Source organism: Streptomyces venezuelae (assembly GCF_008642275.1).
Classification (GTDB): domain Bacteria; phylum Actinomycetota; class Actinomycetes; order Streptomycetales; family Streptomycetaceae; genus Streptomyces; species Streptomyces venezuelae_E.
Genome location: NZ_CP029189.1, coordinates 4,765,744 through 4,788,794 on the forward strand (window position 1 = coordinate 4,765,744; position 23,051 = coordinate 4,788,794).

Annotated in this window: 21 protein-coding genes; 8 read left to right on the forward strand and 13 right to left on the reverse strand. The window is 71.9% G+C overall.

What is annotated here, in order from left to right; genetic code table 11:
* Window positions 1-4: 4 nt before the first annotated feature.
* Both DEJ51_RS21335 and DEJ51_RS21340 read right to left on the reverse strand, forming a co-directional pair.
* Window positions 5-238 (reverse strand): hypothetical protein, encoded by a 234-nt coding sequence (locus tag DEJ51_RS21335; protein ID WP_030010967.1) that lies wholly within the window; start codon window positions 236-238, stop codon window positions 5-7.
* Window positions 235-1,143 (reverse strand): SPFH domain-containing protein, encoded by a 909-nt coding sequence (locus DEJ51_RS21340; RefSeq protein WP_150259015.1) that lies wholly within the window; start codon window positions 1,141-1,143, stop codon window positions 235-237. The genes DEJ51_RS21335 and DEJ51_RS21340 overlap by 4 nt, the downstream gene beginning before the upstream one ends.
* 232 nt (window positions 1,144-1,375) lie before the next feature.
* Between DEJ51_RS21340 and DEJ51_RS21345 the strand changes: the two genes are divergently transcribed.
* Entirely contained in the window at window positions 1,376-3,649 is a 2,274-nt protein-coding gene (locus DEJ51_RS21345; protein ID WP_150259017.1) for a transglycosylase domain-containing protein, read from the forward strand.
* A gap of 78 nt (window positions 3,650-3,727) precedes the next feature.
* Here DEJ51_RS21345 and DEJ51_RS21350 read toward each other — a convergent pair whose 3' ends face one another.
* From DEJ51_RS21350 to DEJ51_RS21360, 3 genes are all read right to left on the reverse strand, one after another.
* Complete coding sequence (locus DEJ51_RS21350) at window positions 3,728-6,028, reverse strand: SpoIIE family protein phosphatase (RefSeq protein ID WP_150259018.1); 2,301 nt, start codon at window positions 6,026-6,028, stop codon at window positions 3,728-3,730.
* Window positions 6,029-6,338: 310 nt separating this feature from the next.
* Window positions 6,339-7,058: a DUF402 domain-containing protein gene (locus DEJ51_RS21355; protein ID WP_150259020.1), complete on the reverse strand. Its 720-nt coding sequence runs from the start codon at window positions 7,056-7,058 to the stop codon at window positions 6,339-6,341.
* Window positions 7,059-7,168: 110 nt separating this feature from the next.
* On the reverse strand, window positions 7,169-8,572 hold the full coding sequence (locus tag DEJ51_RS21360) for a class II fumarate hydratase (protein ID WP_150259021.1): 1,404 nt from the start codon (window positions 8,570-8,572) through the stop codon (window positions 7,169-7,171).
* Window positions 8,573-8,705: 133 nt separating this feature from the next.
* On the opposite strand from DEJ51_RS21360, the gene DEJ51_RS21365 reads away from it, so the two are divergent.
* On the forward strand, window positions 8,706-10,211 hold the full coding sequence (locus DEJ51_RS21365; protein WP_411757332.1) for a ricin-type beta-trefoil lectin domain protein: 1,506 nt from the start codon (window positions 8,706-8,708) through the stop codon (window positions 10,209-10,211).
* A 101-nt stretch (window positions 10,212-10,312) separates the two neighbouring features.
* Here the strand turns inward: DEJ51_RS21365 and DEJ51_RS21370 are convergent, their stop codons facing one another.
* A complete protein-coding gene (locus tag DEJ51_RS21370; protein WP_150259024.1) occupies window positions 10,313-11,080 on the reverse strand; it encodes a glycerophosphodiester phosphodiesterase in 768 nt (255 codons plus the stop codon).
* A gap of 52 nt (window positions 11,081-11,132) precedes the next feature.
* Between DEJ51_RS21370 and DEJ51_RS21375 the strand changes: the two genes are divergently transcribed.
* Window positions 11,133-11,489, forward strand: a complete 357-nt coding sequence (locus tag DEJ51_RS21375; RefSeq protein ID WP_150259025.1) for a hypothetical protein — start codon at window positions 11,133-11,135, stop codon at window positions 11,487-11,489.
* On the opposite strand, the gene DEJ51_RS21380 is transcribed toward DEJ51_RS21375, so the two are convergent.
* Window positions 11,490-12,122, reverse strand: coding sequence for a hypothetical protein (locus DEJ51_RS21380; protein ID WP_150259026.1), 633 nt, complete (start codon window positions 12,120-12,122; stop codon window positions 11,490-11,492).
* A 139-nt stretch (window positions 12,123-12,261) separates the two neighbouring features.
* Window positions 12,262-13,926 carry a fumarate hydratase gene (locus DEJ51_RS21385; RefSeq protein ID WP_150259027.1) on the reverse strand — a complete coding sequence of 555 codons (1,665 nt, stop codon included), beginning with the start codon at window positions 13,924-13,926 and terminating at the stop codon, window positions 12,262-12,264.
* A 150-nt stretch (window positions 13,927-14,076) separates the two neighbouring features.
* Here DEJ51_RS21385 and DEJ51_RS21390 point away from each other — a divergent pair, with 150 nt between their 5' ends.
* From DEJ51_RS21390 to DEJ51_RS21400, 3 genes are all read left to right on the forward strand, one after another.
* Window positions 14,077-14,763, forward strand: coding sequence for a DUF1707 domain-containing protein (locus DEJ51_RS21390; RefSeq protein ID WP_223835914.1), 687 nt, complete (start codon window positions 14,077-14,079; stop codon window positions 14,761-14,763).
* Window positions 14,764-14,853: 90 nt separating this feature from the next.
* A complete protein-coding gene (locus DEJ51_RS21395) occupies window positions 14,854-15,453 on the forward strand; it encodes a TIGR03086 family metal-binding protein (protein ID WP_150259029.1) in 600 nt (199 codons plus the stop codon).
* A gap of 132 nt (window positions 15,454-15,585) precedes the next feature.
* Window positions 15,586-15,984: a WhiB family transcriptional regulator gene (locus DEJ51_RS21400; protein ID WP_373297353.1), complete on the forward strand. Its 399-nt coding sequence runs from the start codon at window positions 15,586-15,588 to the stop codon at window positions 15,982-15,984.
* Window positions 15,985-16,138: 154 nt separating this feature from the next.
* Here the strand turns inward: DEJ51_RS21400 and glpX are convergent, their stop codons facing one another.
* Window positions 16,139-17,170, reverse strand: coding sequence for a class II fructose-bisphosphatase (gene glpX, locus DEJ51_RS21405; RefSeq protein ID WP_030011229.1), 1,032 nt, complete (start codon window positions 17,168-17,170; stop codon window positions 16,139-16,141).
* A gap of 224 nt (window positions 17,171-17,394) precedes the next feature.
* Here glpX and DEJ51_RS21410 point away from each other — a divergent pair, with 224 nt between their 5' ends.
* Window positions 17,395-17,913, forward strand: a complete 519-nt coding sequence (locus tag DEJ51_RS21410; protein ID WP_190620967.1) for a DUF4245 domain-containing protein — start codon at window positions 17,395-17,397, stop codon at window positions 17,911-17,913.
* Window positions 17,914-18,078: 165 nt separating this feature from the next.
* Here DEJ51_RS21410 and DEJ51_RS21415 read toward each other — a convergent pair whose 3' ends face one another.
* From DEJ51_RS21415 to DEJ51_RS21430, 4 genes are all read right to left on the reverse strand, one after another.
* The gene (locus tag DEJ51_RS21415) at window positions 18,079-18,672 is read right to left on the reverse strand and encodes a malonic semialdehyde reductase (protein ID WP_030712043.1); all 594 of its coding nucleotides are present in this window, start codon (window positions 18,670-18,672) and stop codon (window positions 18,079-18,081) included.
* A 144-nt stretch (window positions 18,673-18,816) separates the two neighbouring features.
* Window positions 18,817-19,035, reverse strand: a complete 219-nt coding sequence (locus DEJ51_RS21420) for an exodeoxyribonuclease VII small subunit (RefSeq protein WP_190620536.1) — start codon at window positions 19,033-19,035, stop codon at window positions 18,817-18,819.
* 54 nt (window positions 19,036-19,089) lie between these two features.
* Window positions 19,090-20,430, reverse strand: a complete 1,341-nt coding sequence (xseA, locus tag DEJ51_RS21425) for an exodeoxyribonuclease VII large subunit (protein WP_150259032.1) — start codon at window positions 20,428-20,430, stop codon at window positions 19,090-19,092.
* Between the two features lie 33 nt (window positions 20,431-20,463).
* On the reverse strand, window positions 20,464-21,843 hold the full coding sequence (locus DEJ51_RS21430) for an APC family permease (RefSeq protein ID WP_150259033.1): 1,380 nt from the start codon (window positions 21,841-21,843) through the stop codon (window positions 20,464-20,466).
* Between the two features lie 186 nt (window positions 21,844-22,029).
* On the opposite strand from DEJ51_RS21430, the gene DEJ51_RS21435 reads away from it, so the two are divergent.
* Window positions 22,030-23,034 carry a 4-hydroxy-3-methylbut-2-enyl diphosphate reductase gene (locus DEJ51_RS21435; RefSeq protein WP_190620538.1) on the forward strand — a complete coding sequence of 335 codons (1,005 nt, stop codon included), beginning with the start codon at window positions 22,030-22,032 and terminating at the stop codon, window positions 23,032-23,034.
* Window positions 23,035-23,051 lie beyond the last annotated feature (17 nt).

Below are 23,051 nucleotides of genomic sequence, written 5' to 3' on the forward strand. Positions count from 1 at the left end.
CGGGTCATTCCGTGGGCTTCGGGGGGCGTCCGCGGCGCGGGATGGGGCCGGGGGCCGAGGGGAGGCGTCCGGCCTCGGCGAGGGCCCGGCGGAGCAGGAACTCGATCTGTGCGTTGGCGCTGCGCAGTTCCTCGCCCGCCCAGCGGGCCAGCGCGTCGTACACCTGCGGGTCGAGCCGCAGCAGCACCTGCTTGCGCGCCTGCCGGCCCGCCGGTTTCTCCTCGCCGCCGGGGGTCACTGGTAGAGGGTTCCCGTGTTGACCACCGGCTGCGCGGCGCGGTCGCCGCACAGGACGACCATCAGGTTCGAGACCATGGCCGCCTTGCGCTCCGGATCCAGGTCCACGATGTCCTGCTCCGCCAGCCGGTTCAGTGCCAGTTCGACCATGCCCACCGCGCCCTCCACGATCTGCTTGCGGGCCGCCACGACCGCGCCCGCCTGCTGGCGCTGGAGCATCGCGGAGGCGATCTCCGGAGCGTACGCGAGGTGGGTGAAGCGGGACTCGATGATGTGCACCCCGGCCGCGTCGACACGGTCGCGCAGTTCGGCCGCCAGCTTCTCGGTGATCTCCTCGGCGTTGCCGCGCAGCGACAGGCCGCCCTCCTCGTGCGCGTCGTAGGGGTACTCGATGGCGATGTGCCGGACCGCCGCCTCGGTCTGGGTCTCGACGAACTCCGTGAAGTCCTCGACCTCGAAGGTGGCCCGGGCCGTGTCCTCGACCCGCCACACCGCGACCGCCGCCAGCTCGATCGGGTTGCCGTAGGCGTCGTTGACCTTCAGGACGGCCGTCTCGTGGTTGCGCACCCGGGTGGAGATCTTCTCGCGGGAGGTCAGCGGGTTGACCCAGCGCAGCCCGTCGGCCCGGATGGTGCCCTTGTAACGGCCGAACAGCTGGACGACGCGGGTCTCACCCGGGGCCACCGTGTTCAGCCCGCACAGCACCAACGTGGAGACGAGGCTCAGGAGTACGCCGAGGGATATCAGGACCGCCTTGGCCGCGACGGCCGCGGCCAGCGAGCCGGCCACGATCAGACCGGCACTCGCCGGCAGGCCCAGCAGTCCGAGCAGCAACGCCGGGCCGCCGCCGATGCTGTGCGCGGTGAACTCCCGTACTCCGTCAGGGGTGGCGTTTTCGTTCGTCATGTTTTGCCCCGTTTCTCAGTTCGCGGCCGGTCGGGCCGTCTAGCAAAGTGATATCACTTTTTTGCGCTACAGCAACCCATCGGCTTAGGTGAGCGTCGGTTCCCTTGAAGTGGGTGCTGATTCTCACGTCCGAAATGACCGCAATTGGTCATGGTTGGCCAACTTTTGTCACAGCCTGCGGTGTTAGCTTTCTGAGCTGACGTCGGGGGGGAAATCGAGCGGAGCGGGAGCGATGGGCCGAGCAGAAGTGCGTAAGGCGCAGCAGCAGCGCGGTGCGCGGCGTGCGCCGAGCGGACGCGCGCAGGGCACCGAAGGAAGCGGAAGTACCGGCAAACGCACGGGCATACGCCGCTTCTTCACCTGGAAGAAGATCCTGGGCACGTTCTTCGGGCTGGCCCTGCTCGGTATGGGCGCGCTGGTAGCCCTGTACTTCTACGTCGAAGAGCCGAACCCCAACACGCAGGCGCTCCAGCAGAGCAACGTCTACAAGTACGCAGACGGCACGGTCATGGCCAGCAAGGGCAAGGTCAACCGCGAGATCCTGCCGATCGACAAGATCCCCATGGACGTGCAGGAAGCGTTCATCGCGATCGAGAACAAGTCCTTCCGCAGCGACCAGGGCGTCGACTTCAAGGGCCTGGCCCGTGGTCTGTGGAACACCGCGACCGGACGCGGCAAGGCCGGTGGCTCCACGATCACCCAGCAGTACGTCAAGAACTACTACCTGACGCAGGAGCAGACGCCGACCCGCAAGCTCAAGGAGCTGGTGATCTCCCTCAAGGTCGACCAGCGCATGAAGAAGCCCGAGATCCTCGCGGGTTACCTCAACACGAGCTACTTCGGCCGCGGCGCCTACGGCATCCAGGCCGCCGCCCAGGCGTACTACGGCGTCGACGCCGAGAAGCTGACGCTGGAACAGGGCGCCTACCTGGCCACCCTCGTCCAGGCCCCCAGCCAGTACGACTGGTCGACCGCCAGCGACGACACCAAGAAGCGGATCAAGATCCGCTACGACGCGACGCTCGTCAACATGGTCGACATGAAGAAGCTGGACGAGACCAAGCGCCAGACGATGAAGTTCGCGGAGCCGATCCCGCCGCAGCCGCCGGCCGGCATGGACGGCCAGAAGGGCTACCTCGTCCAGGCGGCCGAGGCCGAGCTCAACGCCCAGGGCGTCGAGCGGAAGCTGATCGACGCCGGCGGCTGGACGTTCACGCTGAACATCGACCCCAAGAAGCAGGAAGCGCTGGAGAAGGCCGTCGAGGAGGAGCTGGAGTCCAAGCTCGACCGCAAGGACACCAAGGGCCGGCCCCAGGACCAGAGCGTGCAGGCCGGTGCCACCTCCGTCGACCCGAAGACCGGCGCGATCGTCGCGATGTACGGCGGCACGAGCCTGAAGGACCACTGGTCCAGCAACGCCCTGCGCAAGGACTACCAGCCGGGCTCCACCTTCAAGCCGGTCGTGCTCGCCAGCGCCCTGGAGAACGGCGCGAAGACCCAGGACGACAAGCCGATCACGCCGATGGCGCTCTACGACGGCACCAGCAAGCGCCCGGTCGTCGGCAGCGACATCCCGTTCGCCCCGCAGAACCAGGAGAACCGCAACTTCGGCGACCCGATGATGACGGTCCAGGACGCGACCAACTCCTCGGTGAACTCCGTCTACGCGCAGATGATCGTGGACGTCAAGCCGGCCAACGTGAAGAAGACCGCGCTCCAGGTCGGCATGAAGGACCGTGAGGGCTGGCCGGCGGACAAGCCGGCCATGGCCCTCGGCACCATGAGCGCCAACACCGTGGAGATGGCGGCCGTCTACGCCACCCTCGACAACCACGGCAAGAAGGTCACGCCGAGCATCGTCAAGAAGGCCGAGCACAAGGACCGCGAGGTCGAGCCGGTCCAGGCCGTGGGTTCCCAGGCCATCAGCCGCAAGACCGCCGACACCGTCACCAAGGTGCTCACGGGCGTCGTCAACGACGAGGGCGCCTCCGGCAACAAGGTCCGCAGCAGCGCCTACGAGGCCGCCGGCAAGACCGGTACCACCGAGAACAACTTCTCCGGCTGGTTCGCCGGTTACACCCCCGAGCTCGTCACCGTCGTCGCGATCTTCGGCGAGGAGCCCGGCACCGCCAAGCAGGTCACCCTGACCGGTACGGCCGGCCTCGGCCGACTGGGCGGTTCCAGCTTCCCCGCCTCGATCTGGAAGGCGTACACCCTGTCCGCGCTCAAGGGCGCGGACACCGGCAAGTTCCAGCTGACCGAGGCCGAGATGGGCGCCGTGCAGACGCCGTCCCGCAGCGCCTCGCCGACCCCGTCGCCGTCGCCGTCCTCCAGCGCGCCTGCGGCCAGCAGCAGCCCGCCGCAGTCCCCGACGCCGACCCCGACGCCCACGGCGACGAAGACGAACCCGGCGACGCCCACGCCGACCCCGACCCCGACGCCCACGGCGACCAAGACCAACGGTCCCAAGCCGCCGGACCCGCCGCTGCTCCTGCCCGAGCACTAGGCACCGTCGGCACACGACACACCGCCGCCCCGCAGCCTCGAAAGGCTGCGGGGCGGCGGTCTTCGTCTCGGCCCGCGATCAGCGCCGCCCGGGCCCCGGCAGCGACAGCTCGAACCAGACGACCTTCCCGCTGCTGAGCCGCGTGGCCCCCCAGCGGCGGGCCATCCGGTTGACCAGGAACAGGCCGCGCCCGCCCTCGTCGGTGTCCCGCGCCCGGCGCTGGCGCGGCAGCTGCGGCGAGTCGTCGCCGACCTCGCAGCGCAGTACGTCCGTACGCAGCAGACGCAGGGTCACCGGCCGCTCCGCGTACCGGACGGCATTGGTGACCACCTCGCTGACCAGCAGCTCCAGCGAGTCCTCCAGCTCCTCCAGGCCCCACCGGGTCAGCGCGCGGCGGGCGAACCGGCGGGCCCGGCCCGGAGCGGTCTCCTCCGGGTCCAGGAACCAGTACGCGACGTCGCTGGGCGCGATCCCGTCGAACCGGGCCGCGAGCAGCGCGATGTCGTCGTCCCGGTCACCCGGGCCGAGCATGTCCAGGACGTCGTCGCAGAGCGCCTCCAGCGGCGGCGGATGGTCCAGACCGGTCAGCTGGGCGGTGGTGGCCAGACGCTCGCGGAGCTGCTCGATGCCGGTCCACACGTCCCGCAGGCGCGACTCCACCAGGCCGTCGGTGTACAGCAGCAGGGTGCCCCCGGCGGGCGCGTCCAGCTCCACGGCCTCGAAGTCCACGCCGCCGACGCCGATGGGGGCGCCGGGGGGTACGCGGAGCACTTCGGCGCGGCCGCCCAGGTGCAGCAGCACCGGCGGCGGATGGCCCGCGTTGGCGATGGTGATCCGGTGCGCGACGGGATCGTAGACGGCGTACAGGCAGGTGGCCATGCGGTCGGAGCCGAGGCGCTGCGCCTGCTCGTCCAGGTGGTGCAGGACCTCGGCGGGCGGCAGGTCCAGCTGCGCGAGGGTCTGCGCGGTGGTGCGGAGCTGACCCATGATCGCGGCGGAGGTCATGGAGTGGCCCATGACGTCGCCGACGACGAGCGCGACCCGGCTGCCGGGCAGCGGTATGGCGTCGTACCAGTCGCCGCCGACCCGGGCCGTCTCGGCCGCGGGCAGGTAGCGGGAGGCGAGCCGCACCCCGGTGGGCTGCGGGAGGCTGTCGGGCAGCATGGTGCGCTGCAGCTCGTCGGCGATGTACGCCTCGCGGCCGTACAGGACCGCCTTGTCGATGCCGAGCGCGGTGTGGGTGGCCAGCTGGGCGGCGACCAGCAGGTCGTTCTGCTCGAAGGCGGGCCGCTCGGGGCTGCGCAGGAAGACGGCGGCGCCGATCACCCGGCGGCGGCCGCGCAGGGGCGCGAGGACGGCCCGGTCGCCGCCCGGCAGCGGGTGGTCGACGCCGAGCAGCTCGGGCAGTGCGGCCCGGGCGGCGGCGGAGGACCCGAAGACGGGCCGTACGCCGCGCAGCACCTCGGCGAGCGCGCCGCCGGGCCGGATCTCGCACAGTTCGGCCGCGGGCAGGTCACCCTGCGGGCCGACCAGCGGCAACTGGCTGAAGTCGAGCTCGCCGGTGGCCCCCGCGGCCCCGGCGAGGTCCATCCCCGCGCCGATGGTGCTGCTGATGTCGGTCAGATCGTCGATCGGCCGGAGCCGGTCGGTGCGCCGGAGCCTTAAAACGACCGGGCCGACGGGCCGCTCGTCACCGACCGGGAGCGGGTCGCGCAGATAGACGAGGATGGCGTCGGAGAAGGTCGGCACGGTGGCCCGGCACAGGCCCAGCACGATCTCGTCGAGGTCGATGCCGCGGGCGATCCGCCGGGTGGCGGCGCCGACGAAGCGCAGCCGGTCCCCCTCCCGGCGCGCGGCGGTCATCTCCCCGGAACCCCCGGCCGGTACGGAGCTCCCGCCGCTGCCGTGGCGTCCGGCTCCGCCGTCACCGCTCGCGACCGGGCCGGCCGCAAGGCCGTCGGCGTCGTCGTTCATGTCGTCGCTCCCGTCGCGCGGGCGCGGGGCCTCGGCGGGACCTCCGTGACCGGCGGCTCCGACCGCCGCGTCGCGGGCGCTCGCACCGGGCCGGGGGCGGGCCGCGCCCTGGCCGGGCTCCGCCGCGGCGGGTACCTCGCCGGGGGTGGCCGCGGACGCGTTGCGGCGGGGCCGGGGGAGCCCGGCGGAACCGCCCGCGCCCGCCGCGGAGCGGGCCGCGCGCACGTCGGAGGCCGCCGCGGCCTTGCCGCCCGGCTCCGCCGCCGGGCCCGCGTCGGCGCCCGGCGCATGCGTGCGCACGGCCTCGGTGGCGGCGATGGGCGCCTTGCCGTGGCCGGCCTCGTCCGTACCTCCGCCGGAGGCGACGGGCTGCGGGCCCTCCTGGGAGGTGGGGTACTCCGTCACGCGTGGATTTCCGTCCGTTTGCGCTCGATGTGCGCTGCACTCAACTCGGTCAGTCGCGGTATACCCGCTCAGCGGCCCGGGCACCATCACCCCGAGGTTCCTGCCCCAAACTTCTCTCCCAACCTCCGGCCGGGAGGCGCCCCCTGACGGACCCCCATCTCCTCGTCACCCTGCGTCGTGCGTCCGACCTCCGGTCACATCCCGTACGTGGAGCGACACTTGCACAGTGGTGCGGCCACCGCACCGTCCCGCGCGCGTGATCTCGTGGAGGACGATCCTACGTTTGAACCCTGGGGGCGCATCAAGGGTCTCATGACGTCATATGCGCCGGGGTGCGGTCCCAGTCCTCCGGAAGGGCCGGAATCCTCCAGGCCGGATCCGGCCGCCAGTCCTCCCAGCCGTCGGAGAACGGGGCACCCCAGTCGCTGATCACCCCGACCGCCGTGCGGCCGGCCTCCCGTACGCGGTCGGCCTGCTCACGGTCCATCAGGCCGCACCGCTGCGCCTGCGCGAACTCGTCCTCGTCCAGCCACTTCCAGCTGCGGTCCGGGTAGACGGCGATGTCCAGGAAGTGGTCCACCGAGTCCACCCCGCCCGCCCAGCGCGAGCGCGGCTCCTCCAGGTTCACGTACCAGTTCTTGAACTGCCAGCCGGGGCCCCAGAACAGCCACACCGACCAGGGGTCCCCGGGCCGGGCCAGCTTCAGGACACCGCCGCCGAACCAGCGCGACCGTGCGGTCGTCCGCGGAGCCGTGTAGCGGGTGGCGAGCGGTTCCTCGTGGACGGAGGTGCCGTCGGCCAGGACCGGCTTGACGCACTCGGTGCCGGGGGCCATCCACACCGCCAGCAGCTCGTCCGTGTCCTGGACCACGGTCACCGGGCGGCAGATGTGGACCGGGCCCTTCAGTCCCGGGGCGTGATCGCGGTAGCGCCAGAGGACCTGCTCCCCGGGCGTCCAGCGCGGGCCCTGCGCGGGGCTCCGCGGCGCGCTCCGCGCCGCGGAGCCCCCGGGCTTGGAAGTACCTGTCATGCGCAGATCTTAGGGCGGAGGTCCCCGCGCCCGCTGCGGTGCAGGTCACCGGGGGGTCCGGCGATCGGAATCGACCGGATCCGGCCCCCGCCCGAGGGGGGCTGCAGGGGTCAGGGGTGTGTCATGCGCAGTACGTCCAGGGCCTCGTCGAGCTGCTCCAGGGTGAGGGCGCCGCGCTCGATGTAACCGGATTCCAGGACCACCTCCCTGATGGTCCTGCGCTCGGCGAGGGACCGCTTGGCGACCTTGGCGGCCTCCTCGTAGCCGATGTAGCGGTTGAGCGGGGTGACCACGGAGGGCGAGGACTCGGCGTATTCCCTGGCCCGGTCCTCGTTGGCGGTGATTCCGTCGACCGTGCGGTCGGCCAGCAGGCGGCTCGCGCTGCCGAGCAGCCGGATCGATTCGAGGAGGTTCCTGGCCATCACCGGCAGCATCACGTTGAGCTCGAAGTTGCCGGCCGCGCCCGCCACGGCGACGGCCGCGTCGTTCCCCATGACCTGGGCGGCGACCATCAGGACGGCCTCCGGGACCACCGGATTGACCTTCCCCGGCATGATCGAGGAGCCCGGCTGGAGATCCGGGAGATTGATTTCGGCCAAACCGGTGCGCGGTCCGGAAGCCATCCAGCGAAGGTCGTTGGAGATCTTCGTGAGGGAGACGGCGATCGTGCGGAGCATTCCGGAGGTCTCCACGAGGGCGTCCCGGGCCCCCTGGGCCTCGAAGTGGTCGCGGGCCTCGGTCAGCGGCAGGCCGGTCGTGGCGGCGACCTCGGCGATCACCGCGGCGGAGAACCCGGGCGGGGTGTTGATGCCGGTGCCCACCGCGGTGCCGCCCAGCGGCAGCTCGGCCAGCCGGGGCAGGGCCGCCCGCAGCCGCTCGACGCCGTAGCGGATCTGGGCGGCGTACCCGCCGAACTCCTGGCCGAGGGTGACCGGGGTGGCGTCCATCAGGTGGGTCCGCCCGGCCTTGACGACCTGCGCGAACGCGGACGCCTTGCGCTCCAGCGCGGCGGCCAGGTGCTCCAGGGCCGGGATCAGCTCGCCGGTGACGGCGGCGGTGGCGGCGATGTGGATGGACGACGGGAACACGTCGTTGGAGCTCTGCGAGGCGTTGACGTGGTCGTTGGGGTGGACCTCGCGGCCCAGGCGCTCGGTGGCGAGGGTGGCGATCACCTCGTTGGTGTTCATGTTGGACGAGGTTCCGGAGCCGGTCTGGAAGACGTCCACGGGGAAGTGGTCGTCCCAGCGCCCGTCCGCGACCTCGGCGGCGGCGGAGCGGATGGCGTCGGCGACGTCCTCGTCCACGACACCGAGCTTCGCGTTCACCACCGCGGCCGCGGCCTTGATCCGGGCGAGTGCCTCGATGTGGGCGCGTTCCAACCGCTGCCCCGAGACGGGGAAGTTCTCGACCGCGCGCTGGGTCTGGGCACGCCATTTGGCGTGCCGGGGCACCCGTACGTCACCCATGGAGTCGTGCTCGGTCCGGAACGCGTCGGCCTGCTGGTCATCCGTCATTTCTGTGACCTCCTCAAAAAGTTGAGCAATTGTCTTGTTCGAACTGTTCCCAACTCCCCTACCGGCCAGTAAATACCGGGGGTAACACCCATATCCGGGGAGGCGTTCCATGGCACGTGCCCGTACGAGACCCATGCTCAGATCTACCTTCGCCGCCGCCGCGGCGATCGCGGCCGCCCTCGGGGGTGTCACCGCCGTCACCCCCATGGCCCAGGCGGCACCGGCCTCCGGGGCCGTCGCCGTGCCGCTGTCGCCCGAGCTGGAGGCCATCCGGGCCGCGGAGGCCACCAAGATCTACGGCGACCCCGCCGTGCGCCCGCTGAACGAGCGGAAAACAGGCCTGATCTCGCTGGGCGACAGCGAGATTTCGGGCGAAGGCGTCGGCAACTACGACCCCGCGACCAACACGCCGAACAACCAGTGCCACCGCTCGCCGGACTCGGCGATCCACCGCACCGGCATCCCGGCCGACCTGACCTTCAACGTCGCCTGCTCCGGCGGCTACACCGGCAACATCAGGATCGGCGGCACCAAGCAGTACGCCGACGAGCTGGTGCAGAGCGACAACCTGGCCGTCAAGGCGCGCAACGCGAAGATCAAGATGGTCCTGCTGGTCGCCGGGGCCAACGACGACCTCCAGTTCGGCCCGGTCATGACCGACTGCGTGACCCGCTGGGTGCTCATCCAGGGCACCTGCGAGCCCAAGTACGGGCCCGGCTGGCAGGCACGCGTCGACGGCCTGAAGCCCAAGGTGGAGGCCACCGTCGCGGACCTCAGGACCGTCATGCGCGACGCCGGCTACGCCGACTCCGACTACAAGCTCGTCGTGATGGGCTACCCCAGCCCCATCGGCCCCGACTTCTACGACAACCCGAACTTCCCCGGCAAGCTGCCCGGCGGCTGCGCCGGCTACGACTCCGACGCCGCCTGGGGCCGCAACTACGCCGTGCCCGCCTTCGAGAAGGGCATGCGCGCCGCGGCCCTCGCCTCCGGCGCGATCTACCTCGACAACTCGCGGCTCTTCCACGGCCACGAGGTCTGCATGGAGGACACCTGGGCCCGCGGCCTCTACCTGGACCTCGGGGACCACTTCCCGTGGGACGAGAACACCGCCCGCCAGTCCTTCCACCCCAACTACCGCGGCCACGGCGCCTTCGCGTCCTGCCTGACCCAGCTCTACGCGTCGGGCCTGCGCGAGGCCTCCTGTGCCGACCCCGCGAGCACCGGGACGCCCGTCCTGCAGGCCGGAGCCTGGGACGACAAGTTCAAGCCCCTCAAGAACGAGGCCACCGGCAACTGCCTCGACGCCTTCGGCGGCTCCAGCGCCGACGAAACCAAGATCGTCGGCTGGGACTGCCACGGCGGCCGCAACCAGGGCTGGTGGTACGACACCGCCCGCAAGTCCCTCCACATCGAACTGACCCAGGACCGCTGCCTCGACGCCCCCGGTGCCAACTACGGCTCCGGCACCGGCCTGATCATCTGGAACTGCCACGGCGGCGCCAACCAGCAGTTCGTCCGCGACGGCGCCACCTACCGCCCCGCCGCCGCCCCGGGCATGTGCCTGACGGTGGCCGCCGCCCACGAACCGCTGCGCCTGCAGACCTGCAACGGATCCGCGAACCAGCGCTTCGCATAACCGCCCCGCACCCGCAGACCCCCCACGCCCGGCCGGCGCACCCCGGCCGGGTGTTCCCGTACCCGTACCCGTACCCGTACCGCTTCCGGCCCCGGCCCCCGTCACAGCGAGCCCAGGTACTCCCGCACCTCGCGCGGCCGGTTGGTGATCAGGGTGTCCACGCCGAGCCGCACGCACAGCTCCACGTCCTCCGGCTCGTCCACCGTCCACACCCGCACCCGCAGCCCCTTGGCCTTCAGCCGCCCCACCAGCCCCGGATCCTTGCGCACCAGGTCGATGCCCGGCCCCGCGTGCCCCGCGAAGGGCGGCCGGACCGGCCGCAGCCGACGCTCGATCAGATAGACGGCGGGCAGCCCGGGCGCCAGCCGGTTCAGCCGGACCAGGGCGTTGCGCGAGAAGCTCATCAACTCGACCAGCCCCGAGGAGCCGTCCGCCAGCCCGTGCTCCTTCAGCACCCGTACGAGCTCGGCCTCCAGCCGGCCGCCGGTGCGGGTGGGGTGCTTGGTCTCCACGGCCAGCCCGACGGGCCGGTCGGCGGCCAGCGCCTCCTTCAGCAGGTCCTCGAAGAGCAGCACCTGCGCCCCCCGGTGCTCCTCGCCCTTCCAGCCGCCGAAGTCGAGCGCGCACAGCTCCTCGTAGGTCATGGCGGACACCACCCCGCGCCCGTCGGAGGTCCGCTCCACCCGCCGGTCGTGCACGCAGACCAGCCGGTGGTCGGCGGTCAGCCGTACGTCGCATTCGAGGGCGTCGGCACCGTCCGCGACGGCCTGCCGGTAGGCGGCCAGGGTGTGCTCGGGGTGCTCGTGGGAGGCCCCGCGATGGGCGACGACCCGGACGGCGCGGTCGGTACGGAGGTGCGTGTGCGTCATGCCCCGACGTTATCCGCACGCGCCCGACGCCCCGGTACCGCATGCTGCCCGGATGGCGGAACGGCAGATGTACAGGGTCCTGCACTGCGAGCCCTGCGAGGAGTGCGTCCGGGAGGACTGGCAGTTCATCCGGGACGGCGAGCTGCGCTGGGAGGGCTTCGACCACTGCCCCGCATACGAGATCTACGCCTGCGAACGCGGCCGGGGCGTCCCACCGCCCCCGGTCCGGGAGCGCATCCTCGCCCGGGAGGGCGCCGTCCGGCTGTCCGTCGGAGGGCCCTGCGGGGTGCCGGTCGCGCTGCTGCGCCGGGTGTACGGGCTGACCGTCGCGGAGCTCGCGGCGGCGCGCCGGACGGGGTACCGGGCCACCCCCGTTGAGGCCCGGTACCTGTCGGCTCCGACGCCGTGACTACGGCTTCGGCAGGGGGGCCAGGGGCGCCGGGGCGACCTTGAAGGCGCCCCTGGTGACCTCGGTGAAGGGGGCCGGGGCCATGCACGTGCCCACGGTGCCCTCGGCCACCGTGCCGTCCGGCTTCACGTCCACGTTGGCGACGGCCCAGGAGAACCCGACCCGGTCCGGCTCGCCGCGCTGGCCGTCCTGCACGCTGATGCCGATCCGCTTGCCCTCCCAGCCGACGTTCGAGGTCTTGACCACGGCGGTGAGGGTGGCGGTCCGGCCACCCGTGACCAGGCAGTCCACCTCCGCCTCGGCGGTGGCGGTGAAACCGGACTCCGCGTAGTGGTGGGAGATGGTCACCCGGCCCCGCGCGTCCGTCGGCAGGCCCTTCTCGCCGCCCGGGGCCGGAAGCGGCCTCGTCCACGGGGTCGAATCGGCGTCGACCGTGAAACGGATGTCGTCCTTGGCCGAGTAGGGGAAGAAGATCGTGCCGCCCCCGTGCACGGAGGCGGGCTTCGAGGCGGCCGACGAGGCCGGCGCGGCGGGGTCGGCGGGCGCGGCCGGTGCGGGGGCCGCCGCGATCAGGGTGGCGGCGAGAGCGGCGCCGGTTCCGGCGAGGACGAGGGCGCGCCTGCGGTTCTTCATGGTGAACTCCCGTGTTCCAAGGGCTGTTTGGTTACGGAAGAAGCCTCGCCGGGAGCCCGCCCCACTGCCATCTGCCGATGGGCGGATACGCCGGTGGGTCCCTCCCCCGAACGGGGGAGGGACCCACCGGCGTATGCCGCTACAGACCCGGGCCGCGCACCGGGATGTGGGTGAACGTCGGCTCCGGGGCCGGGTTCTGGAAGAAGTCGTTGCCCTTGTCGTCTACGACGATGAAGGCCGGGAAGTCCTCGACCTCGATCTTCCAGACCGCCTCCATGCCGAGCTCCTCGTACTCCAGGACCTCGACCTTCTTGATGCAGTCCTGGGCCAGGCGCGCCGCCGGGCCGCCGATCGAGCCCAGGTAGAAGCCGCCGTGCGTACCGCACGCGTCCGTCACCTGCTGGGAGCGGTTGCCCTTGGCCAGCATGACCTTCGAGCCGCCCGCCGCCTGGAACTGCTCGACGTAGGAGTCCATGCGGCCGGCCGTGGTCGGGCCGAAGGAGCCCGACGCGTAGCCTTCGGGGGTCTTCGCGGGACCGGCGTAGTAGACCGGGTGGTCCTTCAGGTACTGCGGCATCGGCGCACCCGAGTCCAGCAGCTCCTTGATCTTGGCGTGTGCGATGTCGCGCGCCACGACCAGCGGGCCGGTCAGCGACAGGCGGGTCTTCACCGGGTGCTTGGTCAGGGTCGCGAGGATGTCGTCCATCGGCTGGTTCAGGTCGATGGAGACGACGTCCGAGGCCTCGTTCAGGTGCTCGTCCGTGGTGTCCGGCAGGAAGCGCGCCGGGTCCGTCTCCAGCTGCTCCAGGAAGACGCCCTCGGCGGTGATCTTCGCGGTGGCCTGGCGGTCCGCCGAGCAGGACACGGCGATCGCGACCGGCAGCGAGGCGCCGTGCCGGGGCAGGCGCACGACGCGGACGTCGTGGCAGAAGTACTTGCCGCCGAACTGCGCGCCGATGCCGATCTTCTGGGTCAGCTCGAAGACCTGCTGCTCCAGGGCCTCGTCACGGAAGCCGTGGCCCAGCGGGGAGCCCTCGCGGGGCAGCTCGTCCAGGTAGTGCGCCGAGGCGTACTTGGCGGTCTTCAGCGCGTGCTCGGCCGAGGTGCCGCCGACCACGATCGCCAGGTGGTAGGGCGGGCAGGCCGCCGTACCGAGCGAGCGGATCTTCTCCTCCAGGAACTTCATCATGGAGGCCTCGTTGAGGACCGCCTTGGTCTCCTGGTAGAGGAAGGACTTGTTGGCCGAGCCGCCGCCCTTGGCCATGAAGAGGAACTTGTACGCGCCGCCGTCGGTCGCGTACAGCTCGATCTGCGCGGGCAGGTTCGAGCCGGTGTTCTTCTCCTCCCACATGGTGATCGGGGCCATCTGCGAGTAGCGCAGGTTCAGGCGCGTGTACGCGTCGTAGATGCCGCGCGACAGCGCCGCCTCGTCCCCGCCCTCGGTCAGCACGTTCTGGCCGCGCTTGCCCATGACGATCGCCGTGCCCGTGTCCTGGCACATCGGCAGGACGCCGGCCGCCGCGATGTTCGCGTTCTTGAGCAGGTCGAGCGCCACGAACTTGTCGTTCGAGGAGGCCTCGGGGTCGTCGATGATGCGGCGCAGCTGCGCGAGGTGCGCGGGGCGCAGGAAGTGCTGGATGTCGTGGATGGCCTCTTCGGCGAGCTTGCGCAGCGCCTCCGGCTCGACCTTGAGGAACGTACGGCCGTCCGCCTCGAAGGTGGACACGCCCTCGGCGGTCACCAGCCGGTACGGGGTGGTGTCCTCGCCCAGGGGCAGCAGGTCGGTGTACGCAAACTCTGGCATGACGGCAGTCATTCCTCACTCGGCAGACGGCGCTGGCGACCAATTGGCAGCGCGGTTAACCAGCGTAGGACCTCTCTCCGGGCGCGTGTCTGTGAGGTAAGGCTCACTCGGCAGTATCGCGATCTATCGTGTCTGGCTATGCTGGGCGTCGTGGACCTGGAAAAGCACCCCGCCGCCCCCGCACCCGCATCCGCTTCCGCTCCCGCGCCGGCCGCCCCCGCCGAGCTGCGCGCCTCCGACGCGGACCGGGACCGGATCGCGCAGATCCTCGGCGACGCCCTCGCCGAAGGCCGGCTGACGGCCGAGGAGCATTCCGACCGGCTGGACACGCTCTACGCGGTCAAGACCGTGGGCGAACTGGAAGTGCTCGTACGGGACCTGCCCGCGCCCGGCGGCGTCCATGCCGCACCCGCCCACGCGGCCCCCTCCACCACCCCGGGCGGCCCCGCCGAGACCATAGTGGCCGTGTGCAGCAGTTCCGCGCGCAAGGGCCGCTGGCGGCCGGGCGCGCACACCCGCGCGGTCTCGGTCATGGGCGACATCACCATCGACCTCACCGAGGCGGTCTTCGAGCAGCAGGTCACCGAGATCAACGTGACCTGCGTCCTCGGTAACGTCGAGGTCCTGGTCCCGGAGAACGTCACCCTGCGCGGCTACGGCAGCGGGGTCCTCGGCAACTTCGAGGTGCGCGGCGAGGGCCGCGGCGAGACCGACCCGCAGGCGCCGGTGGTGATCGTCCGGGGCTTCGCGCTGCTGGGCAACATCGAGGCGCGGCCCAAGTTGGGCGCCCGCCTGGTGGACCTGGCCCACAAGCTGCGCAAGCGCCTGGACGGCTGACCCGGAGGGGTCCGGCGGGCCGCGGATCCCACAGGATCCGGCCGACGCGCGACGGCCGACGGGCGACGGGACCGGTCTAGGGTCCGGGTCATGACGACAACCCGATGGGAACTGCTCGACCAGGCGTACGAGGCGCTGCGCGAGGCCGTCGCGGGGGTGCCCGCCGACCGCTGGGACCGCCCGACCCCCTGCGCGCAGTGGAACGTCACCCAGGTCCTGCGGCACGCCGCGGGCGACCAGCTCGCCTACGCCGCCCGCCTGACCGGCGGGCCCGGGCCCGCCGAAGACCCCTTCGCGCCCTCCGCCACCCTGGCGGGCCCGCCCGAGGCCCTGCTGGACCCGGCGCTCGCGGCCGCAGCCGCGGCCTTCGCAGGGGTCACCCCCGGCGAAGGCGAGGTGGCCGTGCCGCTGCCGCCGTTCTCCGTACCGGCCGGGACGGCCGTCGGCGCCGCCGCCCTGGACGCCGCCGTGCACGCCTGGGACATCGCCGTCGCCACGGGCCGGCCGCACGCCCTGACCGATGCGCTGGCCGCGTCCCTGCGCCCGGCCGCCGACGCCCTCGCCGAGCCCCTGCGCGGCTTCGCCTACGGCCCGGTGTTCACGCTCCCGCCCGGCGCGGACGACGGCGCCGCGGCGCGCCTGCTGGCCTTCCTCGGACGGGATCCCGGATGGTCCGCGCCCGCGGTGTGACCGCCCGCCCGCAGGGGTCTCGTTTCGGACGAACCCCCGGCGGGCGGTGGCGCGTGGTGCATAGGGGCGCGTACAGCGGGTAGGGACAGGTGCGTCGTCTCTCGCTCACGTATACGTCGTCAGGAGTAGACCGTGCCGCATCCGCCGCATCAGTCCTTGCAGGTAGCCGCCGTCCAGAGTCTTCCGGGGCGTGCGGCGGCCGTGCCGAAGCCGCGGGTGCCGGCGAGGGCGGAGGACGGCCCATGGCATGCGGAGGCGGTGTGCCGCCGCGACGAGGCGGGGCTCTTCTTCGCGCCCTCCAAGGAGCCGACCGCGGCCCGGCTCTCCCGCGAGGAGGCCGCCAAGCGGGTCTGCGCCCGCTGCCCGGTGATGGTCGCGTGCCGGGAGCACGCACTGCTCCAGCCCGAGCCGTACGGGGTGTGGGGCGGGCTCACCGCGGCCGAGCGACGGGTGGTGCTGGCGCGGATGCGGCGCCGGGCCGCCGAACTGCGCCAGGCCCCGGGGGCCGGGCCGATCGCCGCGGCGGGCTGAACCGGTCGCGGGGCCGCCGGGCCGCTGGTGGCGCCGGTGCGCCGACCGTGGCCGGCCGCCGGACCGCCGGACCGCCAGGCCGCGGGCGCGGATGTGCGTGAGGGGCGGTCCCGCCGCACGCGGTGACCGCCCCCCTCGCTTCCTCACTCCGTGACTAGTGCGCGCGGTCGAAGTCGATCGCGCTGTACGCGCGCAGCTTCGACAGGCGGTGCGTGGAGTCGATCCGGCGGATCGTGCCGGACTTCGAGCGCATGACCAGCGAGGACGTCGTCGCGGTCTCGGAGCGGTAGTGGACGCCGCGCAGCAGCTCGCCGTCGGTGATGCCGGTGGCGACGAAGAAGACGTTCTCGCCGGACACCAGGTCGTTCGTGGTCAGGACGCGGTCGAGGTCGTGACCGGCGTCGAGCGCGCGCTGGCGCTCGGCCTCGTCCTTGGGCCAGAGCTTGCCCTGGATGGTGCCGCCGAGGCACTTTATGGCGCACGCCGAGATGATGCCCTCGGGGGTGCCGCCGATGCCGAGGAGCAGGTCGACGCCGGTGCCCTCGCGCACGGCCATGACCGAGCCGGCGACGTCGCCGTCGGAGATGAACTTGATCCGGGCGCCGGTCTCGCGGATCTCCTTGACGATGCCCTCGTGGCGGGGGCGGTCCAGGATGACGACGGTGACGTCCTCGACGGCCATGTTCTTGGCCTTGGCGACCCGGCGGATGTTCACCGAGACGGGCGCGTTGATGTCGACGAAGTCGGCGGCCTCGGGGCCGGTGACCAGCTTCTCCATGTAGAACACCGCGGACGGGTCGAACATGGTGCCCCGGTCGGCGGCCGCCAGGACGGCGATGGCGTTCGGCATGCCCTTGGCGTTCAGGGTGGTGCCGTCGATCGGGTCCACGGCGATGTCGACCTCGGCGCCCGTGCCGTCGCCGACCCGCTCGCCGTTGAAGAGCATGGGGGCCTCGTCCTTCTCCCCCTCGCCGATGACGACGACGCCGTTCATCGAGACGGTGGAGATCAGGGTGCGCATCGCGTTGACCGCGGCACCGTCCGCGCCGATCTTGTCACCGCGTCCGACCCACCGGCCCGCGGCCATGGCGGCGGCCTCGGTGACCCGTACGAGTTCGAGTGCGAGGTTGCGGTCGGGGGCCTCCGGGGAGACTTCGAGCTGGGGCGGCAGGTTGTGCTCGGTCATCGGAGCGCACCTTTCTGTACGGCGACGGCCGGGAAGTGAGGGTGCTGGAACTCTATCGGTACGTCGACATATTGAGCAGGGCGGGTCACGTATGAGCGGCATATCGGTCAGCCGATTGTCCTGAGCGGACGTCTTGCGCTCCAGGGTCCGCCGACGCGCGCCGCACCGCGACCCCGGCGGTGATCGCCGTCCCGCGATGCGGGACGATGGGTCCCGTGGCAGGTATGAAAGGCAAGCAGACGGTCTGGGACATGGTCCGGTCGCTGGGGGTGATCGGCATCGTCGTCGCCGGGATCTACCTCTTCGTCCCGCATGACGAGAAGGCCGATCCGACGCGCACGGTCGACTACCGGGTGGAAACCCTGACGGCCCGGCGTGCGGCCCCGTATCCCGTGGCGGCCCCCGTGGGGCTCCAGGAGCAGTGGCGGGCGACCTCGGTGACGTACGAGCGCAAGAACGCCAACGCCTGGCACCTGGGCTTCCTCGACCCGGAGGAGCAGTACGCGGCGGTGGAGCAGTCCACGGACACCTCGGCGAAGTACCTCGCCAAGGTCACCCAGCACGCGACGGCCACCGGACAGACGCAGCAGGTCGGGGACCTGACCTGGGAGCGCTGGGACGGCGAGAAGTACGACGCGCTCGTGCGGCAGGAGCAGGGCCACGTCACGGTGGTGACCGGCACGGCCTCCTTCGAGCAGCTGGGTGTGCTGGCGGCGGCGCTGGAGTTCAAGCAGGGCAAGTAAGCCAGAGCAGCGCGAGCCGAGCGGGCCGCGCAAGCCGAGCGAGCTGCGCAAGTCGAGCGAGTCGCGCAAGCCGAGCGAGCCGCGCACCGCGTACGCGAGAAGGGCCGTGCCCCCGGAGTCCCGGGGGCACGGCCCTTCTCACGTGTGCTGCTGCGGCGGAGCCGGTCAGACGGTCGTGATGACCTCGTCGAAGCCCAGACGCGGGGAGCGGTCGAACCAGGCGCCCTCGGCGGCCGGCTTGCCGATGTTGATGACCATGATCGGGGTGTGGTCGGCGTCCAGGAACTCCTTCTGGATGCCGGCGAAGTCGGCGCCGGTCATCGGGCCCGCGGCCAGGCCGGCGGCGCGGATGCCGATGATGAAGTACGCGGCCTGCAGCGCGGAGTTCAGCAGCGCGGACTGCTCGCGGACCGGGCGCTCGGAGAAGAACGCGTCCTTGGCCTGCGGGAAGTGCGGGAGCAGCTGCGGGAGCTCCTCGTGGAACTCGTTGTCCGCGGAGAGGATCGCGACCAGCGGCGCGGTGGCGGTCTTGGCGTCGTTGCCCTTGGCCATGTGCTGCACGAGGCGCTCGCGGGCCTCGGGGGAGCGGACCAGGGTGATGCGCAGCGGGGTCTGGTTGAAGGCGGTCGGGCCGAACTTCACCAGGTCGTATATCGCCTGGACCTGCTCCTCGGTGACCGGCTCGTCGGTGAACGAGTTGGCCGTGCGGGCCTCGCGGAACAGCAGGTCCTGCGCGGCGGAGTCAAGAACGAGAGACATCGGGAAAGCCTTCTTCCATACGGAGGTGAAGCGATGTCCCAGACTCTACGGCGAAGTTAGATGAATTTTCAACTAAATCGGCCTGCTGGTGATCGGGATCACTTGCCGGGCCCGCGTCCCGGGCCCTCCGGGGTCACCCCCGGGTCACTCCTCCTCGGCGCCCTCGCGTGCCGCGAGCGCCGAGTCCAGCCGGGCCCGAGCCCCCTCCAGCCAGTGCCGGCACACCTTCGCCAGCTCCTCACCGCGCTCCCAGAGCGCCAGGGAGTCCTCCAGCGACGTGCCGCCGGCCTCCAGCTTGCGGACGACCTCGATGAGCTCGTCGCGGGCCTGCTCGTACCCCAGCGCCGTTTTGGCCTCTGTCATTCCCGTATCCATCCTCTGTGTGTCGTGCGACCACGTGATTGCGGCCGTGTGTCGCTACTGCGAAGCGGCCTCGGGGTCGGCCGGGCCGGCCGGGTCCGCCGCGTCCGCCGCGCCGGCCGAGTCCGCCGCGCCGGCCGGGTCCGCCGCGCCGGCCGCGTCCGCGGCGTCCGCCGGGCCGACCGCGTCCGCGGGGGAGACCGTCACGGAGAACGTGCCATCCGCCACCCGCGCGCGCAGCACGTCGTGCGGCGCGACCTCCTCCGGCGAGCGCACCACATGGCCGTCGGCCCGCTGCAGCACGGCGTACCCGCGCTCCAGGGTCGCCGCCGGGGACAGCGCCACCACCCGGGCGAGGGTGTGCGCCAGTTCCGAGTCGGCCCGGTCCAGCAAGTGCCCCAGCGTGCGCCGGGCGCGGCCCAGCAGGGCCTCCAGCTCGTCCTCGCGGATCTCCACCATCCGCTGGGGGTGGACGAAGACCGGCCGGGCCAGGGCGTGCGCGAGGCCGCGTTCCTCCCGGTCGAGCAGCCCGCTCACCGCGCGCAGCCCCCGGGCCTGCAGCTGGCGTACACGCTCCAGCTCCTCACCGACGTCCGGCACCACCTTCTTCGCCGCGTCCGTGGGCGTGGAGGCCCGGACGTCCGCGACCAGGTCCAGCAGCGGGGAGTCCGGCTCGTGGCCGATCGCCGAGACCACCGGGGTACGGGCCGCGGCGACGGTCCGGACGACCTCCTCGTCGGAGAACGGCAGCAGGTCCTCCACGCTGCCACCGCCGCGCGCCACGATGATCACGTCCACCTCGTCCAGCGCGTCGAGCTCCTTCACCGCCTGGACCACCTGGGGCACCGCGTGCACCCCCTGGACGGCGACGTTGCGCACCTCGAAGCGGACCGCCGGCCAGCGGCGCCGGGCGTTCTCCAGGACGTCGCGCTCGGCCGCCGAGGCCCGCCCCACCACCAGCCCGATCAGCTGCGGCAGGAAGGGAAGCGGCTGCTTGCGGTCCAGTGCGAAGAGCCCCTCGGAGGCCAGGGACCGCTTGAGGCGCTCCAGCCGGGCGAGGAGCTCCCCGATGCCGACCGGCCGTATCTCCGTGGCCCGCAGGGACAGCTGCCCGCGCGGGGCGTACCACTCGGGCTTGGCCAGCAGGACGACCCTGGCGCCCTCGGACACCACGTCGGCGACCTCGTCGAAGACCTGGCGGAAGCACGTCACGCTGACCGAGATGTCGTGGGAGGGGTCGCGCAGCGTCAGGAAGACCACCCCCGCTCCCGGCCGCCGCGAGAGCTGCGTGATCTGCCCCTCCACCCACACCTGGCCGAGCCGGTCGATCCAGCCCCCGATGAGCCGGGACACCTGACCTACCGGCAGCGGCGCCTCGGCCGACGTATTCAGACCCATGCACGCAGGCTATCCGGCGCCGCCGACAGTGCGTCAGGCCCCGGCACCGGTGTCGCCGGGGAGGCCCCGGCGGCCGCGCTGGACGAGCAGCACGGCCAGGCCCACCGCCAGCCACACCGCCCCCACCAGCTGCGCCGTCCAGGAGGCCTCGAAGATCACCGCGACGGTCACCGCCGCACCCAGGACCGGCATCACCAGGTGCTTCCACCAGTTCGGCGGGCCCTCGCGACGCTTGACCACGAACCAGCCCACCACCGAGGCGTGCAGCAGGGTGAAGGCCACCAGCGCCCCGACGTCCACCACCGACACCAGCTGGTCGAGCCCGTCGTCGCGCCGGGCCGCCCACACGGCCGCGACCAGCGTGATCGCGGCCGCCACCAGCAGCGCGGGCCGCGGAGTGCCGTCCGAGGTCCGGGCCAGTACCCGGGGGAGCCGGCGCTCCCGGGCCATCGCGAACACCAGCCGGCCGGCTGCCGCCTGCCCGGCCAGCGCCGCGAAGGCCGCCCCGATCGCCTTGCTGACCGCGACCAGGTCGTGCAGCCAGGAGCCGGCGGCGGACTCCACCGCGTCGTAGAAGGCCGGCCCCTGCAACGCCGGCTCGGCCGCCAGCTCCGCCGCGGACACCGGCGTGAGCAGCGCCGCCAGATAGCTCTGGGCGACGAACAGCACCCCGGCCAGCGCCAGACAGAACAGCACCGCCCGCGCCACCCGCTCCGATCCGCCCGTCACCTCCTCGGCGAAGGAGGCGATGGCGTCGAAGCCGAGGTAGGACAGGACCGCCACCGACACCGCCCCCAGCACCGCGGCCGTGCTGAAGCCGAGCGAACCGTCGCCGGTCAGCGGGGACAGCCAGCCGCGCCGCGCCCCGCCCCGGGCCAGTACGGTCACCGCGGCCACCACGAAGACGAGCAGGACCAGGATCTCCATGGCCAGCACGGCGAAGCCCACGCGCGCGGCCGCCCGTACGCCCCACAGGTTCAGCAGGGTGGTGATCACGACCGCCAGGGCCGTCCACACCCACCGCGAGACCTCCGGCACCAGCGCGTTCATCGCGATCCCCGAGAAGAGGTACGCGACCGCCGGGATCAGGAGGTAGTCGAGCATCGCCATCCATCCGGCGATCAGCCCCGGGCCCTCGCCGAGACCCTTTCGGGCATAGGTGAAGACCGACCCGGCCTGCGGGGCGACCCGCACCATCTGCGCGTAGGAGAAGGCCGTGAAGGCCATCGCCACGGTCGCGCAGAGGTAGACGAGGGCGACGGCGCCGTGCGACTTGGCGTCGAGCGTGCCGAAGACGCCGACCGGGGCCATGGGGGCGATGAAGAGCAGCCCGTAGACGACCAGATCCCGGAAACCGAGGCTCCGCCGCAGCGCCGTGGGCGCCGCGGCACTGGAATCCGTAACGGAAGCCATCCGTCCTCCGGGGTGTGGGCGGTGAGGGGCGAGCAGGCGGGGCGGTCGGGGTCGGCGCGGGGCCGTACGGGGTCGGTACGGGCGGCAGTGGCGGGGGCGGTACGGGGGCGGTACGGGGGTGGCGCGGGCTTTCGGGCAAGTGTGTGCAGGACGGGGGACGCCCGGCCTCCTGGAGACCCCCGTACGATGGAGCACATGACTGCTCCCGCCTCCGCTGCCGCTTCCCGCCGTGTCCTGCTCGCCGCGCCCCGCGGCTACTGCGCGGGCGTGGACCGAGCGGTGATCGCCGTCGAGAAAGCCCTTGAGCAGTACGGGGCGCCGGTGTACGTCCGGCACGAGATCGTGCACAACAAGTACGTCGTCCAGACCCTGGAGAAGAAGGGCGCCATCTTCGTCGAGCGGACGGAGGAGGTGCCCGAGGGCTCCATCGTGATGTTCTCCGCGCACGGCGTGGCGCCGGTGGTGCACGAGGAGGCGGCGCGCGGCAAGCTCGCGACGATCGACGCGACCTGCCCGCTGGTCACCAAGGTCCACAAGGAAGCCATCCGGTACGCGAACGAGGACTTCGACATCCTCCTCATCGGTCACGAGGGCCACGAGGAGGTCATCGGCACCTCCGGCGAGGCCCCGGACCACATCACGATCGTCGACGGCCCGCACGACGTGGAGAAGGTGACCGTCCGCGACGAGTCCAAGGTCGTCTGGCTGTCCCAGACCACCCTGTCGGTCGACGAGACCATGGAGACGGTCGACGCGCTGAAGACGAAGTTCCCGCTGCTCGTCTCGCCGCCGAGCGACGACATCTGCTACGCCACCTCGAACCGGCAGGCCGCCGTCAAGGTGATGGGCGCCGACTCCGACCTGGTCATCGTGGTCGGCTCGAAGAACTCCTCGAACTCGATCCGGCTGGTCGAGGTCGCCAAGGACGCCGGCGCCAAGGCCGCGTACCTGGTCGACTTCGCGAGCGAGATCGACGAGGCCTGGCTGGAGGGCGTCACCACGGTCGGCCTCACCTCGGGCGCCTCGGTTCCGGAGGTCCTGGTCGAGGAGGTCCTGGAGTGGCTGGCCGCGCGCGGCTACGCGGACGTGGAGATCGTCAAGACCGCCGAGGAGTCGATCGTCTTCTCGCTGCCGAAGGAACTCCGCCGCGACCTGCGCGCCGAGGCCGCCGAACTGGTCGCCGACAAGTAACTCGTTTCGTACGGTAT

Excerpts from the sequence above, each read along its gene's own strand:
- DEJ51_RS21340 (WP_150259015.1), bottom strand. The coding sequence starts at position 1,143 with ATGACGAACGAAAACGCCACCCCTGACGGAGTACGGGAGTTCACCGCG.
- DEJ51_RS21345 (WP_150259017.1), top strand. The coding sequence starts at position 1,376 with ATGGGCCGAGCAGAAGTGCGTAAGGCGCAGCAGCAGCGCGGTGCGCGG.
- DEJ51_RS21355 (WP_150259020.1), bottom strand. The coding sequence starts at position 7,058 with ATGACAGGTACTTCCAAGCCCGGGGGCTCCGCGGCGCGGAGCGCGCCG.
- DEJ51_RS21360 (WP_150259021.1), bottom strand. The coding sequence starts at position 8,572 with ATGACGGATGACCAGCAGGCCGACGCGTTCCGGACCGAGCACGACTCC.
- DEJ51_RS21365 (WP_411757332.1), top strand. The coding sequence starts at position 8,706 with ATGCTCAGATCTACCTTCGCCGCCGCCGCGGCGATCGCGGCCGCCCTC.
- DEJ51_RS21370 (WP_150259024.1), bottom strand. The coding sequence starts at position 11,080 with ATGACGCACACGCACCTCCGTACCGACCGCGCCGTCCGGGTCGTCGCC.
- DEJ51_RS21375 (WP_150259025.1), top strand. The coding sequence starts at position 11,133 with ATGGCGGAACGGCAGATGTACAGGGTCCTGCACTGCGAGCCCTGCGAG.
- DEJ51_RS21380 (WP_150259026.1), bottom strand. The coding sequence starts at position 12,122 with ATGAAGAACCGCAGGCGCGCCCTCGTCCTCGCCGGAACCGGCGCCGCT.
- DEJ51_RS21385 (WP_150259027.1), bottom strand. The coding sequence starts at position 13,926 with ATGCCAGAGTTTGCGTACACCGACCTGCTGCCCCTGGGCGAGGACACC.
- DEJ51_RS21395 (WP_150259029.1), top strand. The coding sequence starts at position 14,854 with ATGACGACAACCCGATGGGAACTGCTCGACCAGGCGTACGAGGCGCTG.
- glpX (WP_030011229.1), bottom strand. The coding sequence starts at position 17,170 with ATGACCGAGCACAACCTGCCGCCCCAGCTCGAAGTCTCCCCGGAGGCC.
- DEJ51_RS21410 (WP_190620967.1), top strand. The coding sequence starts at position 17,395 with ATGAAAGGCAAGCAGACGGTCTGGGACATGGTCCGGTCGCTGGGGGTG.
- DEJ51_RS21415 (WP_030712043.1), bottom strand. The coding sequence starts at position 18,672 with ATGTCTCTCGTTCTTGACTCCGCCGCGCAGGACCTGCTGTTCCGCGAG.
- DEJ51_RS21420 (WP_190620536.1), bottom strand. The coding sequence starts at position 19,035 with ATGACAGAGGCCAAAACGGCGCTGGGGTACGAGCAGGCCCGCGACGAG.
- xseA (WP_150259032.1), bottom strand. The coding sequence starts at position 20,430 with ATGGGTCTGAATACGTCGGCCGAGGCGCCGCTGCCGGTAGGTCAGGTG.
- DEJ51_RS21430 (WP_150259033.1), bottom strand. The coding sequence starts at position 21,843 with ATGGCTTCCGTTACGGATTCCAGTGCCGCGGCGCCCACGGCGCTGCGG.
- DEJ51_RS21435 (WP_190620538.1), top strand. The coding sequence starts at position 22,030 with ATGGAGCACATGACTGCTCCCGCCTCCGCTGCCGCTTCCCGCCGTGTC.